The sequence below is a fragment of the Nocardia sp. NPDC055321 genome, assembly GCF_053645575.1.
Map to the genome: position 1 here is coordinate 1 of NZ_JBSHMS010000011.1, position 14942 is coordinate 14942.

Consider the following 14942-nt stretch of genomic DNA (forward strand, 5'->3'; position numbering starts at 1 on the left):
GATTAGAGGTGTGGCGCCACGGCGTTTCTCCTTGGGCGTGTCCGGCGTGTCGAGCTGTCGACGAGATTCCCCACCCCGCCCCACCGGGTGTCCCCACCGCGCCCCACCGTCGCCGGAAATGGGCGCTATCTGCGGGTTTGCTGGCTGTTGTCGGATCCCGGCCGAGGCGTGCCGCGCGTGTCGGGGGAACAGGGGCGAAAGTTCCCCACCCGCGTGATAGCTGCGATGACCTGCGAAGTTCGCCAAGCGGGGACCGAGATCACCGCCGCTTTCGATTGAAAGTGGGGGAAAGTGGGGTAATGTGGAGCGCGCACTACAGGAGGCCAACAGTCGAGAGGTGATCCGGTAGGAGGTGTCGGGACTTGTTTCTCGGGACCTATACCCCTCGGCTGGACGATAAAGGGCGACTCACGTTGCCTGCGAAGTTCCGTGACGAGCTGGCGGGAGGGTTGATGGTCACGAAGGGACAGGACCACAGCCTTGCCGTTTATCCGAAGGACGAGTTCACCGCGCTGGCGCGGCGAGCCGCGGCGGCGTCGCGGAGCAACCCGCAGGCCCGGGCGTTCGTCCGAAACCTGGCCGCCTCCACCGACGAACAGCGCCCGGACGCTCAGGGCCGGATCGTGCTGTCGGCCGAACACCGTCGCTACGCCGGACTGACCAAGGATTGCGTGGTCATCGGCTCGGTCGACTTTCTCGAGATTTGGGACAAGGCGGCGTGGGAGTCCTACCTCGCCGAACACGAGGAGGATTACTCGCAGGCTGGAGACGAGTCGCTGGGCGGGATCTTCTAGCCCACAGCGAGGCGAGTGCCCTGCGGCCTCTGCCCGACACGGACCCTGACGTACTTCCCCAACGCCAGGTGCCGCGCTTCGGTCAGAGACCACGGGGCATTGGTCACCGACGCTGAAAACGCAGTGCCGGCCGAGGGTTTCGACGAAATCCGGCCGAACAGTGCGGTGAAGTCCGACCGAACAGTTCAGTGAAGTCCGAATCGCGAGCGACCCATACGTGGCCGTGCGACGAATGTGAGGCAGGATCCGGGAGGCCGAAGGTGAACCGAGACAGTGACGGTCCCCGCCATGTTCCGGTTCTCCTCGATCGCGCCGACGAAATCCTCGGTCCCGCACTGGAATCGGGTGGTCCCGGCGCCGTCTACCTGGACTGCACGCTCGGTCTGGGCGGTCACGCGGAACACTTCCTGCGCACGTACCCGAACATCCGGCTGGTCGGTCTCGATCGCGATACCAACGCCCTGAAATTGGCGGGCGAGCGGCTGAGCCCCTTCCAGGACCGAATCACCCTGGTGCACACCAGATACGACGGCATCGCCGACGCGCTGGACGAGGCGGGCCTGCCCGCGCGCGGTTCGGTGCACGCGATCCTCATGGACCTGGGCGTGTCCTCCATGCAGCTGGACGAGGCCGATCGCGGCTTCGCCTATTCCATCGACGCGCCCCTGGACATGCGGATGGACCCGAGTACCGGGCCCACCGCCGCCGACGTGCTCAACACCTACTCGCACGGCGAATTGGCCAGGGTCCTCAAGGTTTACGGTGAGGAGCGCTTCGCGGGCAAGATCGCCTCCGAGGTCGTCCGCCGCCGTGCGCGCACCCCCTTCACCACCAGCGCCGCGCTGGTGGAACTGCTCTACGACACCATTCCCGCCGCCACCCGCCGCACCGGCGGCCACCCCGCCAAGCGCACGTTCCAGGCGTTGCGGGTGGAGGTCAACCGCGAACTCGAATCCCTCGAACTGGCCATGCCCGCCGCGCTGGACGCGCTGGCGCCGGGCGGCCGGATCGTCATCATGAGCTACCAGTCGCTCGAGGACCGGGTGGTGAAGGCGGCGCTGACCAAGCGGTCGGTCTCGCGTACCCCCCTGGACCTGCCCTATGAACTGCCAGGTATGGGACCGGAATTCAAGATTCTGACCCGGGGCGCGGAGAAGGCCACCGAGCAGGAGATCGAGCAGAACCCGCGTGCCACCCCGGTGCGCATGCGGGCCGCGGAACGAATCGCAGGGGAGGCAGGGCAATGAGGCGGGAGCGGAGCGTCACCACGCGGGGGCAGATTCGAATGCGGCGGCGAACCGGGCATTACTGGAGGTGGCACGCCGGCCCGGCGTGGAACGGGGCCGGGCTATGACGATCAGGACGCAGTCCGCGGGCCGGGGGGCACGGCGGGCGCAGGCGGCGGACCGGGTGAAATCGGGTGCGGCACAGCGCGCCTACGCGCGCCGCAGCAGTCGTGCCCGGACCGAGCTGCCGCAACTGCTCCGCCGGTCCGGCGGGCCCGCCCCGCGCGGCCGGATGTCCTTCGTGGCCAGCATCATCGCGCTGCTCGGCTGCGGTCTGGCGCTGACGCTGCTGTTGACCACCCGTGCCACCGAGGGCAGCTATCAGCTCGGTGACGCGCGCCGGTCGAACCAGCAGCTCTCGGACGAGCGGGCCGCGCTGCAGCGTGAGGTGGAGGCCGCCGATTCCGCGCCCGAACTGGCCGCGCGCGCCGCGCAGCTGGGCATGATCCCGGCCAAGGATCCCGCGCGCCTGCTGATCGGCCCGGACGGCGAGGTGACGGTGGTCGGCGATCCGGTTCCCGCACAGGGCAATCCGGCCGCCCCGCTGAACACCACGCCGCCCGCGGCCGTCGCGCAGCCGCCGCGCTCGGTCTCGGCCCCCGGCGCGGGTGAGCGCCTGGTGCCGGTGACCACGACCGCCAAACCGCCGACGACAGCGCCCGCTCCGGCGCAGGCCCCGCAGCTTCCGGGCGCTCAGGTCCCGTCGCTGCAGGCCGCGCCGAACGGTGCCCCTCGGTGAGCCCTTCCCGCGCCGGCCGCGACGGCCGGAGCCGCTCGGATTCCCCGCGTGCGCGTTCGGCGCCCGCCCGGAACCGAACCGGCTCCGGCCGTGCCGGTTCCGGGCCGGGCCGCCGTCCCCGCCCGCGCAACGCCTCGGGTATGGACGCCTCCACCCGGTTCCGTTTCGGGGTCGGCCGCCTGGTCATGCTCATCGCCCTGCTGGTCTCGGCGATCCAATTGCTCTGGGTGCAGAGCTTTTCCGCGCCGGAGCTCTCGGCCGAGGCCGCCAGCCAGCGCACGGTGAAGCTGCCAGATCCGGCGACCCGCGGCCCGATCACCGATCGCTACGGGCATTCGCTGGCCTTCACCATCGCCGCCAAGGCGCTCACCTTCCAGCCGGTGCGGGTGCGCAAGGATCTGGCCGACGCGCACGCCAAGGATTCGACCAAGCCCGATCCGGACGACCGGATGAAGGCGATCGCCAAGTACATTCACGAGAAGCTCGGCATCGCGGCGCCGGAGAAGGACATGCTGGCCCTGCTGCAGAGCGACGAGCCGTGGACCTATCTGGTGCGCAACGTGGATCCCCGCATCGCCGCCGACATCAGCCTGAAGTTCCCCGAGGTCGGCACCGAGCGCCAGGACATGCGCGAATACCCGGGCGGGTCGCTGGCGGCGAACGTGATCGGCGCGACCGGCTGGGACGGGCACGGCCAGATCGGCCTGGAGTCCGCCATGGACGCCATTCTCGCCGGTTCGGACGGTTCCATGACCTACGACCGCGGTTCGGACGGCGCGGTCATCCCGGGGTCCTGGCGTGATCAGCAGCCCGCGGTGAACGGCTACGGCGTGGAGCTGACCCTCGATCAGGATCTGCAGTACTACGTGCAGCAGCAGGTGCAGCAGGCCAAGGAGAACTCGGGCGCGCAGGCCGCCTCGGCGGTGGTGCTGGACGCGCACACCGGCCAGGTGCTGGCGATGGCGAACGACAACACCTTCAATCCCGCACTGGGGCCCAAGTATTGGTCCACCTCGGATCTGGGCAACCCGACCGTGCAGGAGGTGTACGAGCCCGGCTCGGTCAACAAGATCGTCACCGCGGCCGCCGCCATCGAGTACGGCCTGACCACCCCGGACGAGGTGCACCAGGTACCCGGCAGCATCTTCACCGGCGGCGTCACCGTGCACGACGCCTGGGATCACGGCGTCGCGCCGTACACCACGACCGGCATCTTCGGTAAGTCGTCGAACGTGGGCACGCTGATGCTGGCTCAGCGGGTCGGCGAGGACCGCTATTTCGACCTGCTCAAGAAGTTCGGCCTGGGTCAGCGCACCGGGGTCGGCCTGCCCGGCGAGAGCGCGGGCGTGGTGCCCGCGCGCGACCAGTGGTCCGGCTCGACCTTCGCGAACCTGCCCATCGGCCAGGGCCTTTCGATGACGACCCTGCAGATGGCGGCCATGTACCAGGCCATCGCCAACGACGGGGTGCGGATTCCGCCGCGCATCGTCAAGGCGCGGATCGCCCCGAACGGCGAGCGCATCGAAGAGGAACAGCCCGAGAGTGTCAAGGTGGTGAGCCCGGAGACCGCGGCCACGCTGCGCCGCATGTTCCAGTCGGTGGTGCAGCGCGACCCGCGCGGCGTCCAGACCGGCACCGGCGGCCCGGCGGCGATCGAGGGATATCAGGTGGCGGGCAAGACCGGCACCGCGCAGCAGATCGATCAGAAGTGCCGCTGCTACTCCACCGATCGCTACTGGATCACGTTCGCCGGTATGGCTCCGGCCGACAATCCGCGCTACGTGATCGGCATGATGCTGGACGCGCCGGTGCGCAGTTCGGACGGCAGCGGTGGCGGTTCGGTCGCGCCGCTGTTCCACAGCATCGCGTCCTGGGCACTGCAGCGCGATCGCGTGCCGCCGTCGCCACCGGTCGAGCCGCTGGTTCTGCAGGCGAGTTAGCGCGGAAAACGGTGGGCGGCACGTTCGGCGCGGTCGGTGTGCGCGGTGGTGGGTGAGCGAACTGCGCCGTGCCGGTGGCCCGGCGATCCAACACAGGTAACCTGACACGTCGATCCGGGTGAATGCGGAGGCTCGCCTTCGAGTCCCGAGGCCGGATTTCTACCCCATGACAAGAGTCCCGGAGAGGAGCTTCGTGCCCGCGCAATCGGATCCGCGTCGCGGAGATTCGATGGAGCCGCGCAGCGGAAGTTCGATTCCGCCGCAGGTACTTCGGCCGACCGCCCCACCTGCGACGTCCTTGCGGGCGGTGGCGGAACTGACGGGCGCGCGCCCGGCGGGTGCGGCCGAGGTGCCGGCGCAGGTGCAGGTCACCGGTATCGAGCAGCGATCGAACGCGGTACTGCCCGGTGATCTGTTCGCCGGTCTGGCCGGTGCGCACGCGCACGGCGCCCGCTTCGCCCGGGCGGCGGTGGAACGGGGCGCGGTGGCGATCCTCACCGATCCGGCCGGGGCCGAGCTGATCGGCGACATCGACGTGCCGGTGCTGGTGCACGACGCGCCGCGCGCGATTCTCGGCGCGCTGTCCTCGGCCGTGTACGGCGATCCGTCCCGCACTCTGCGCATCATCGGCATCACCGGTACCTCCGGCAAGACCACGACCTCGTACCTGGTGGAAGCGGGGCTGGCGGCCGCGGGGCTGCGCACCGCGCTCATCGGCACCATCGAGACCCGCATCGGCGGGGATCGGGTGCCCTCGGCGCTGACCACCCCCGAGGCGCCGCAGCTGCACGCCATGTTCGCGGTGATGGTCGAGCGCGGGGTGCAGGCGGTGGTCATGGAGGTCTCGAGCCACGCGCTGGCGCTGGGCCGGGTGGACGGGGTGGAGTTCGCGGTCGGCGCGTTCACCAACCTGTCCCAGGACCACCTGGATTTCCACGCCGACTTCGAGGACTACTTCGCCGCCAAGCGCCGGCTGTTCGTGCCGGACGGCTCGGCGGTGGTGCCCGCGGCGCGGTCGGTGGTCTGTATCGATGACGAGTGGGGTGTGCGGCTGGCGGGCGACATCGCCGTGGCCGCCGCCGCGACCGGTGATCGGGAGCTGATCACCGTGGCCACCCGTCCCGGCGTCGCCGCCGACTGGGTCGCGAGCGCGGCCCGGGCCGGCGCGGCCGGGACCCAGGAGTTCACCGCGTCCGGACCGGGCGCGAACATGGATGTGCGCCTGCGGCTTCCGGGCGCGTACAACATCGCCAACGGCCTGCTCGCGCTGGCCGTGTGCACCGCTGCGGGCGCCGATCCGGCGGCCGCGGCGGGTGCGCTGGGTGAGGTGGATGTGCCCGGGCGCATGCAGCGGGTGGATCGCGGTCAGGAGTTCCTGGCCGTGGTCGACTACGCGCACAAGCCCGCGGCCATCGAATCGGTGGTGGCGACGCTGCGCGCGTTGCTCGCCGAGCAGGGCGGTGGACGCCTCGCGGTGGTGGTCGGCGCGGGTGGTGATCGCGATGCCGGCAAGCGCCCGCTCATGGGTGCGGCCGGGGCGCGCGGCGCCGATCTGCTCATCATCACCGACGACAATCCCCGCGGTGAGGATCCGGCGGTCATTCGCGCCGCGGTCCGGGACGGAGCCGAGGCGGTTCCGGCGGCCGAACGCGGGCAGGTCCGGGAGGTCGGGGACCGGGCCGACGCGATCACGGCCGTCGTCGACTGGGCGAGTCCGGGCGATGTGGTGCTGATCGCGGGCAAGGGACATGAGACAGGGCAGGAGATTTCGGGAGTGAAGTATCCGTTCGACGACCGTGAGGTGCTCGCGGTGGCCTTGTCGCGAAAGACGAGGGATCTGACGCATTCATGATCGAGATGACTTTGCGGGAGATCGCGGACATCGTGGGCGGCACGCTGCACGATGTTCCCGACCCCGAGGCGAAGGTCACCGGAGCGGTCGAATTCGATTCGCGCGCAATTGGTTCCGGTGATCTGTTTCTGGCGTTGCCGGGTGAGCGCGCCGACGGCCACGATTTCGCGGCCAAGGCGGTGGCCCAGGGCGCGGTAGCGGTGCTGGCCGCGCGGCCGGTGGGCGCGCCTGCGGTGGTGGTCGAGCCGCGACCGCACGCAAGCCGCGCGATCGCGCTGGCGCACGACGCCGACGGCTCGGGCGCCGCGGTGCTCGAGGCACTGGGCAAGCTGGCCCGGGCGAGTGTGGACCGCCTGGTGGCGGCCGGCGGCCTGACCGTGGTCGGGGTGACCGGTTCCTCCGGCAAGACCTCCACCAAGGATCTGCTGGCGGCCGTGCTGGCCCCCCTCGGCGCCGTGGTGGCCCCGCCCGGGTCGTTCAACAACGAACTCGGGCACCCCTGGACGGCCCTGCGCGCCGACGCGAACACCCGCTTCCTGGTGCTCGAGCTGTCCGCGCGCGGCCCCGGGCACATCAGGCACCTGACCGAGATCGCCCCGCCCAACGCCGGCGTGGTGCTGAACATCGGCACCGCGCACCTGGGCGAGTTCGGCAGCCAGGAGGTGATCGCGCAGACCAAAGGTGAACTGGTGGAGGCGCTTCCGGCCTCCGGTCTGGCCGTGCTCAATCTCGACGACCACCTCGTCGCGAAGATGGCGTCGCGGACCGCGGCCCGCGTGGTCACCGTCGGCCTGAACTCGAACGCCGACATCCGCGCCACCGACGTGCGCATGGACGATCAGGCCCGGGCCCGCTTCACCCTGCACGCCGGCGGCGGATCGATCCCGATCGAGCTCGCGGTGCACGGGGAACACCAGGTCGGCAACGCGCTCTCCGCGGCCGCGGTGGCCCTGGATCAGGGCGCGGATCTGGCGACCGTGGCCGCCGCGCTCGCCGGCGCCAACGCCGCCTCGGTGCGGCGCATGGACGTGCGCACCCGCGCGGACGGCGTCACCGTCATCAACGACTCCTACAACGCCAATCCCGATTCGGTGCGGGCCGCGCTCAAGGCGCTGGTCACCATGTCCCGCGCGGGCGGCACCGACGGGCGCGGGCGCGAGATCGGCCGCCGCCGCAGCTGGGCCGTGCTCGGGGAAATGGGTGAGCTGGGCGACGATTCGGTCATCGAGCACGATCGCATCGGCCGCCTGGTGGTGCGCCTGGACGTGGACCGGCTCATCGTGATCGGCACCGGCCGCCCCTCGCACGGCATGCATCAGGGCGCGGTCATGGAAGGGTCGTGGGGCGAGGAGTCGGTGCTGGTGCCCGACCTCGATTCCGCGATAGCGATATTGGACGATGAGCTCGAGGCGGGCGATGTGGTGCTGGTGAAAGCGTCCAAGTCCGTGGGGCTCTGGACGGTGGCCGAACACCTGATGGCCGCCGCCGGTCGGGAGGCCGTGCAGTGACCCAGATTCTGTTGTCGGCGGCGATCGCCCTCGGCGTCTCCATCCTGCTGACCCCGGTGGTCATCCGCTACTTCGCCAAACAGGGCTTCGGCCAGGAGATCCGGGTCGACGGCCCGGAGAGCCACAAGGCCAAGCGCGGCACCCCCACCATGGGCGGCGTCGCGATCATCGTCGGCATGTGGGCGGGCTACCTGGGCTCGCACCTGATCTCCATGAGCTACGGCGAGCCCGGCCCCTCGGCATCGGGTCTGCTGGTGATGGGCCTGGCCACCGCGCTCGGCCTGGTCGGCTTCCTGGACGATCTGATCAAGCTGCGCAAGCAGCGCAACCTCGGTCTGACCGCGGCCGGCAAGTACATCGGCCAGCTGACCTCGGCCGTGGTGTTCGGCGTGCTGGCGCTGCAGTTCAAGGGCGCCAACGGTTTGACCCCGGCCAGCCGGCACCTGTCCTACACCCGGGACATCACCACGGTGTCGATGAGCGTGGTCGTGTTCCTGTTCTTCGTGGCCCTGGTCGTGGTCGCCTGGTCCAACGCGGTCAACCTGACCGACGGCCTGGACGGGCTGGCGGCGGGTTCGATGTCGCTGGTGCTGGGCGCGTACATGATCATCACCTTCTGGCAGTGGCGCAACGCGTGCTCCACGCACCCGGAGGCGGGCTGCTACAACGTGCGCGATCCGCTGGATCTGGCGCTGGTCTGCGCCGCCGGCGGCGCGGCCTGTATCGGCTTCCTGTGGTGGAACGCGGCGCCCGCCAAGATCTTCATGGGCGACACCGGTTCCCTCGCGCTGGGCGGCCTGCTGGCGGGCCTGTCCGTCACCACTCGCACCGAGCTGCTGATGATCGTGATCGGCGCGCTGTTCGTGGCCGAGGCGGCCTCGGTCATCCTGCAGGTGGCGGTGTTCCGCACCACGCGTAACCGATTGTTCAAGATGGCTCCGTTCCATCACCACTTCGAATTGAGCGGCTGGGCCGAAACGACGGTGATCATACGGTTCTGGTTGCTGGCCGGCATCGCGTCGGCCGTCGGCCTTGGCCTGTTCTACAGCGATTATCTTTCTGCGGTCGGGTGAACTGATGGTTGAGCATTCACAGCATTCCCAGCACAATCCCCGGGTCCTGCGGTCGCCCGGGCCCATGCTCGAATTCCTGCGCGGCCGTGACGTTCTCGTCGCCGGGTGGGGGGTGTCCGGGCGCTCGCTGGTCGAGCCGCTGCAGGACATCGGCGCCCGCCCGGTGGTGACCGACGGCGGCGGCAAGGCCCTGGCCGAAGCGGCCGAACTCGGACTGGAGACCGCCACCCCGGCGGATCTGCTCGAACCCGATGCGCTGCAACGCTTCGCGCTGGTGATCACCAGCCCGGGCTGGCGCCCCGATTCCCCGGTGCTGGTTTCCGCTGTCACCGAGGGCATTCCGGTGTGGGGTGACGTCGAGTTCGCGTGGTGGGTCGATCAGGCCCGCATCTACGGGCCGGTGCGCAAGTGGCTCGTGGTGACGGGCACCAACGGCAAGACCACCACCACCCAGATGACGCATTCGATCCTGCGTTCGGCGGGCATTCCCAGTGTGGCGTGCGGCAATATCGGCCTGCCCATCCTGGACGCGCTGCGGCGCAGCCCGGGCCCGCAGGTGCTCGCGGTGGAACTGTCCTCGTTCCAACTGCATTGGGCGCCCTCGGTCCGGCCCGAGGCCGGCGTGGTGCTGAATGTGGCCGAGGATCACCTGGATTGGCACGGCGGCCTGGACGCGTACGCCGCGGCCAAGGCGCGCGCGCTGACCGGACGCGTCGGCGTGGTCGGTCTCGACGATCAGGTCGCCGCGGCGCTGGCCCGAAAGTCCAAGGCGCGCCGCACCGTCGGCTTCCGCATCGGCGTCCCGGCCGACGGTGAACTCGGCGTGGTGGACGGCAAGCTGCTCGATCGCGCCTTCACCAAGGCCGCGATCCTGGCCGAGACCGCGGACATCAGCCCGCAGGGCCCGGCTGGCATCGCCGACGCGCTCGCCGCGGCCGCGCTCACCCGCAGCATCGACGTGGCCCCGCAGTTCGTGAAAGAGGGCCTGCAGGAACACAAGGTCGGCCCGCACCGCGCCGCCTTCGTGCGCGAGCTGTGCGGGGTGGAGTTCGTCGACGATTCCAAGGCGACCAACCCGCACGCCGCGCGCTCGTCGATCCTGGCGCACCAGTCGGTGATCTGGGTCGCGGGCGGTCAGCTCAAGGGCGCGGGCGTGGAGGATCTGGTGGAGGAGGTGCGCGAGCACCTCGTGGCCGCCGTGGTTTTCGGCGTCGACGCACCCGTGATCGCGGCCGCGCTGGCGCGACACGCGCCGGATGTCCCGGTTGTGGAGCTGAATTCGGGGGACGATGCAGGAATGGGTGACGCCTTCACCGAAATCGAGCCCGAAGCGGTGATGGCTCGTGCGGTCCGGGTGGCCGCCGGTTACGCCACCCGCGGCGACGTCGTGCTGCTGGCTCCGGCCGCGGCTTCATTGGATATGTTCGCCGACTACACCCATCGCGGACGGAGTTTCGCCGCCGCGGTGCAGGCCCTGGACGAGAAGGACATCGGGAGAACGGAATGACGGCGTCGCGGCGGGCGGGTGACAAGCCGCTGCCGCGCGCCGACAAGCCGGCCCCGGCCCGGCGGACCAGGACCGCCTGGTTCGCCGCCTGGCTGGCCCGCCCGCTGGCCTCGTTCCACCTGGTCGTCACGATCGCCCTGCTGCTGACCGTGCTCGGTCTGGTCATGGTGCTCTCGGCGTCCAGCGTGGAGTCCTATGCCGTTGGCAAATCCGCGTATTCGCTGTTCATCCAGCAGGCGGTGCTGGCGGCGTTCGGCGCGGTGCTGTTCTACATCGCGCTGCGAATTCCCATGCGGCTCATGCGCCAGCTGTCGTTCCCGGTGTTCGCGCTCTCGGTGGTGCTGCTGGTGCTGGTGCTCATCCCGGGCATCGGCACCGAGGTGCAGGGTTCGCGGCGCTGGTTCGACCTCGGCCTGGTGTCGGTGCAGCCCTCGGAGATCGCCAAGGTGACGCTGGTGGTGTGGGGTTCGCACCTGCTGGCCTCGCGCCAGACCGAAAAGGCCGGGTACAAGGACATTCTCATGCCCCTGGTGCCCGCCGGTCTGCTGGTGTGCTTCCTGGTGGTGCTCGAACCCAACCTGTCCACCACGATCGCACTGGGCATCGTGCTGTCCTCGCTGCTGTGGTTCGGCGGGCTGCCGCTGCGCATGTTCGTGACCATCGCGGTCTCGGGCGCGGTGGCGGCGGGCATCCTGGCGCTCTCGGCGGGATACCGCTCCGATCGCATGCGCGCGTTCTTCAATCCCGGCGACGATCCGCAGGGCATCGGCTACCAGGCCCGCCAGGCGCTGTATTCGCTGGCGGACGGCGGGATCTGGGGCCGCGGGCTCGGGCAGTCGCGGGCCAAGTGGAGCTATCTGCCCAACGCGCACAACGACTTCATCTTCGCGATCATCGGCGAGGAGCTCGGCTTCCTCGGATGTGCGCTGGTGCTCGGGCTTTTCGCGCTCTTCGTCTACACCGGCCTGCGCATCGCGACGCGTTCGCTGGATCCGTTCCTGCGCCTGCTCGCGGCCTCGGCGACCACCTGGATCACCGGGCAGGCGCTGATCAACGTCGGCTACGTGGTCGGCCTGCTGCCGGTGACCGGTCTGCAGCTGCCGCTGGTGTCGGCGGGCGGCTCCTCGCTCGCGATCACGCTGTTCATGTTCGGCATCATCGCCAACGCCGCCCGGCACGAGCCCGAGGCGGTGGCGGCGCTGCACGCCGGGCAGGACGGCCGGGTCAGCCGGATGCTGCGGCTGCCGATTCCCGAGATGTATTCCCCCGCACGGGCGCAGGCCGCCCGGGCCCGCAAGGCCAAGGCGAAGCCGAAGCCCGCACCCCGGTCCGGCGCCAAGCCCAAGGGCGGGATGAAGGCCGCACCGCCGCGCCGCGCCCTGCCGAACGGCGGCCGGGGCCGGGCCGCGGACCCGAGAGCCCGATCGGTGGACTCCGATTCGGCCCGCCGCACCAGCCGCTCCACCGAATCGTGGCGCGGCACCCGGGCCTGGGAGCCCAGCTATCCCATGAAACACGCGAGAGAACGGGGAGATTCGAGGTGAGTGCGCAGCGGGCGCTCTCGGTGGGTGCGGCCGCGGACGGCACCACGCGGCCGATGATCACGGCCGGCGGTGGCACAATCGTCGCGGGAGCGCGGATCGTGGTGGAGGTGGCAGGTCGTGGCTGAGGTAGCGGGCAACGGGCAGGGTGTGGACGCCGAACAGGGCGCGGGCACAGCGGGAATGACGCGGGCGAGTGACCTCCCCGAGCTGTTGCAGCGGGTGCACATGATCGGTATCGGCGGTGCGGGCATGTCCGGCATCGCCCGGATCCTGCTCTCGCGCGGCGGCCTGGTGTCGGGTTCGGACGCCAAGGAGAGCCGGGGTGTGCTGGCACTGCGAGCGCGCGGCGCGCAGGTGCGCATCGGGCACGACGCCGGTGCGCTGGATCTGCTGCCCGGCGGCCCGTCGGCGGTGGTGACCACGTTCGCCGCCATTCCCAAGACCAATCCCGAACTGGTGGAGGCGCATCGGCGCGGGGTCCCGGTGCTGCTGCGCCCGGCCGTGCTGGCCGCGCTCATGCAGGGCCACAAGACCCTGCTGGTCTCGGGCACGCACGGCAAGACCTCGACCACCTCGATGCTGGTCGTGGCGCTGCAGCACTGCGGCGCGGATCCGTCCTTCGCGGTCGGCGGCGAGTTGAACGAATCGGGCACCAACGCCCATCACGGCACCGGCGGCATCTTCGTGGCCGAGGCCGACGAGAGCGACGGCTCGCTGCTGCAGTACGCGCCGGATGTGGCGGTGGTGACCAACATCGAGTCCGACCACCTGGACTACTTCGGCACCGACGAGGCCTACACGCAGGTCTTCGACGACTTCGTCGATCGCCTGCAGCCGGGCGGCCGGCTGGTGGTGTGCCTGGACGATCCGGGGTCGCTGGGCCTGGCGCGACGGTCGCTGGTCCGGCTCGCCGAGGATCCGCGCGGCATCGAGATCATCGGTTACGGCTCGGGCGATCCGGACGACACCGCGGATCCGGCGGTGCCGGTCGGCGCGCGGCTGCTGTCCTTCGAGCCCCGCGATGTCGGCGGGGTCGCGGTCTTCCAGCTCGCCGACGAAGCCACCCCGCGCACGCTGCGCCTGTCGGTGCCGGGCCGCCACATGGCGCTCAACGCGCTGGGCGCGCTGCTGGCCGCGCGGGCCGCGGGCGCCGATCTCGCCGAGATCATCCAGGGCCTGGAGGGTTTCGGCGGGGTGCACCGGCGTTTCCAGCTCACCGGGCGCGAACACGGCGTGCGCGTATTCGACGACTACGCCCACCATCCGACCGAGGTGCGCGCGGTGCTCAGCGCCGCCGCGGAACTGGTGGCACAGGAGGCCCGCGACGGCGCGCGGTCGCGCCCGGGCCGGGTCATCGTGGTCTTCCAGCCGCATTTGTACAGTCGGACCGCGACATTCGCGACGGAGTTCGGCACCGCCCTCTCACTCGCGGACGAGGTGGTCGTGCTCGATGTGTACGGCGCGCGCGAGGAACCGCTGCCCGGGGTGAACGGTGCGCTGGTGGCGAACTCGGTGACCAAACCCGTGCACTATCAACCCGATATGTCACGTGTCGGCAAGCAGGTGGCCGGCCTGGCCCGCCCCGGTGACGTCGTGATCACCATGGGCGCGGGCGATGTGACGATGCTGGGTGGGCAGATCCTCGACGGGCTGCGTGCCCGCCCGGCGCACGGGCGGTGATCGGGCGTGCCATCGGGCGGGGGGACGGGCGGCGACACGGCTGAGGACAGGCTCGACGACGCGCGGGCCGATCCGGACGCCGCGGAAGCGGCCGCGGCCCGGCGGGCCCGGCTGCACCGCGGACGCGTCCGGCGGGCCGGCGCGCCGGGGTCGGCGCTGTCCGGGGCCTGGCGTTCGCGGCCGTTGCGCATCGGTGTCGCAGTCGGTTTCGTGCTGCTGCTCGCGCTGGGGCTGACCGCCTGGTTCACCCCGGTGCTCTCGGTGCGCACGGTGCGGGTGGACGGGCTCTCGGCGGTGTCGGAGGCCGAAGTGCTGGCGGCACTGGAGGTACCGGACGGTCGATCCATGATGCGGATCGACACCACCGTCATGGCCGAGCGGGTCGCGCGCCTGCCCAAGGTCCGATCCGCCCGTGTACAACGGGTTTTCCCGTCCAGCGTGCGGGTCACGGTGGTGGAGCGCGTCGCCGTGCTGTACTTCGACGCCCCGGACGGTACCCACCTGGTCGACGGTGACGGCGTGGAGTTCGCGATCGAGCCGCCCCCGCCCGGCACCCCGAAGCTGGTGACCGCCGGCGCGGGGGGCGCGGACCCGGTGACCCGGGCCGCGGTGGCCGTGGTGGCCGCCGTGCCGGGGGAACTGCGCCTGCAGACGGGAGAGGTTGTGGCCCGTTCGGTTTCGGATATTGCTCTGGAGTTGCGCGATGGGCGTACCGTGCTGTGGGGTGGGACGAGTGACGGACAGCGCAAGGCAGCGGTGGTCGGACCCCTGCTCACCCAGCCCGGCAAGGTGTTCGATATTTCGAGTCCCAATCTGGTCACGGTAAAGTGAGCGATACCCCTTGGGCCGCCCGGTGTTTGACGGCGGACAGGCCCGGTCGCAGCTCGCCCCCGGCGATCTCGGCACCGGAGGGCAACCGTCCACGATACGATGCGAAGTGGGTCGGACGAGGTGGATCAACCAAGATTCTGCTACTCGTTGCGGCGCGCCTGCGCACGTAATGCGGTGGCGGCGAATAC

General features: G+C 70.5%; 12 protein-coding genes. All 12 read left to right on the forward strand.

The genetic code is table 11. The annotated features are described in order from the left end of the window. Positions 1-362 precede the first annotated feature (362 nt). The 12 genes from mraZ to ACWIGI_RS18820 all read left to right on the forward strand — a co-directional run bounded on the left by mraZ (position 363) and on the right by ACWIGI_RS18820 (position 14754). Complete coding sequence (mraZ, locus tag ACWIGI_RS18765) at positions 363-794, forward strand: division/cell wall cluster transcriptional repressor MraZ (RefSeq protein ID WP_454203676.1); 432 nt, start codon at positions 363-365, stop codon at positions 792-794. Positions 795-1054: 260 nt separating this feature from the next. Further along, entirely contained in the window at positions 1055-2041 is a 987-nt protein-coding gene (gene rsmH, locus ACWIGI_RS18770) for a 16S rRNA (cytosine(1402)-N(4))-methyltransferase RsmH (protein ID WP_454203677.1), read from the forward strand. Between the two features lie 103 nt (positions 2042-2144). After that, positions 2145-2819 carry a hypothetical protein gene (locus tag ACWIGI_RS18775; RefSeq protein ID WP_454203678.1) on the forward strand — a complete coding sequence of 225 codons (675 nt, stop codon included), beginning with the start codon at positions 2145-2147 and terminating at the stop codon, positions 2817-2819. A gap of 140 nt (positions 2820-2959) precedes the next feature. Continuing rightward, complete coding sequence (locus tag ACWIGI_RS18780; RefSeq protein WP_454203679.1) at positions 2960-4759, forward strand: peptidoglycan D,D-transpeptidase FtsI family protein; 1800 nt, start codon at positions 2960-2962, stop codon at positions 4757-4759. Positions 4760-4988: 229 nt separating this feature from the next. Continuing rightward, positions 4989-6611: a UDP-N-acetylmuramoyl-L-alanyl-D-glutamate--2,6-diaminopimelate ligase gene (locus ACWIGI_RS18785; RefSeq protein WP_454203680.1), complete on the forward strand. Its 1623-nt coding sequence runs from the start codon at positions 4989-4991 to the stop codon at positions 6609-6611. Continuing rightward, a complete protein-coding gene (locus tag ACWIGI_RS18790; RefSeq protein ID WP_454203681.1) occupies positions 6608-8119 on the forward strand; it encodes a UDP-N-acetylmuramoyl-tripeptide--D-alanyl-D-alanine ligase in 1512 nt (503 codons plus the stop codon). Before ACWIGI_RS18785 ends, ACWIGI_RS18790 begins: the two co-directional genes overlap by 4 nt. Then, positions 8116-9192 carry a phospho-N-acetylmuramoyl-pentapeptide-transferase gene (mraY, locus tag ACWIGI_RS18795; RefSeq protein ID WP_354987287.1) on the forward strand — a complete coding sequence of 359 codons (1077 nt, stop codon included), beginning with the start codon at positions 8116-8118 and terminating at the stop codon, positions 9190-9192. The genes ACWIGI_RS18790 and mraY overlap by 4 nt, the downstream gene beginning before the upstream one ends. Before the next feature lie 64 nt (positions 9193-9256). Further along, a complete protein-coding gene (gene murD / locus ACWIGI_RS18800) occupies positions 9257-10699 on the forward strand; it encodes a UDP-N-acetylmuramoyl-L-alanine--D-glutamate ligase (protein ID WP_454203899.1) in 1443 nt (480 codons plus the stop codon). Further along, positions 10696-12243, forward strand: a complete 1548-nt coding sequence (gene ftsW / locus ACWIGI_RS18805; RefSeq protein ID WP_454203682.1) for a putative lipid II flippase FtsW — start codon at positions 10696-10698, stop codon at positions 12241-12243. The genes murD and ftsW overlap by 4 nt, the downstream gene beginning before the upstream one ends. Beyond that, positions 12240-12368, forward strand: coding sequence for a hypothetical protein (locus tag ACWIGI_RS18810; RefSeq protein ID WP_454203683.1), 129 nt, complete (start codon positions 12240-12242; stop codon positions 12366-12368). The genes ftsW and ACWIGI_RS18810 overlap by 4 nt, the downstream gene beginning before the upstream one ends. Positions 12369-12423: 55 nt before the next feature. Further along, positions 12424-13923 (forward strand): UDP-N-acetylmuramate--L-alanine ligase, encoded by a 1500-nt coding sequence (murC, locus tag ACWIGI_RS18815; protein WP_454203900.1) that lies wholly within the window; start codon positions 12424-12426, stop codon positions 13921-13923. A 6-nt stretch (positions 13924-13929) separates the two neighbouring features. Beyond that, a complete protein-coding gene (locus ACWIGI_RS18820; RefSeq protein WP_454203684.1) occupies positions 13930-14754 on the forward strand; it encodes a cell division protein FtsQ/DivIB in 825 nt (274 codons plus the stop codon). Positions 14755-14942: the final 188 nt, after the last annotated feature.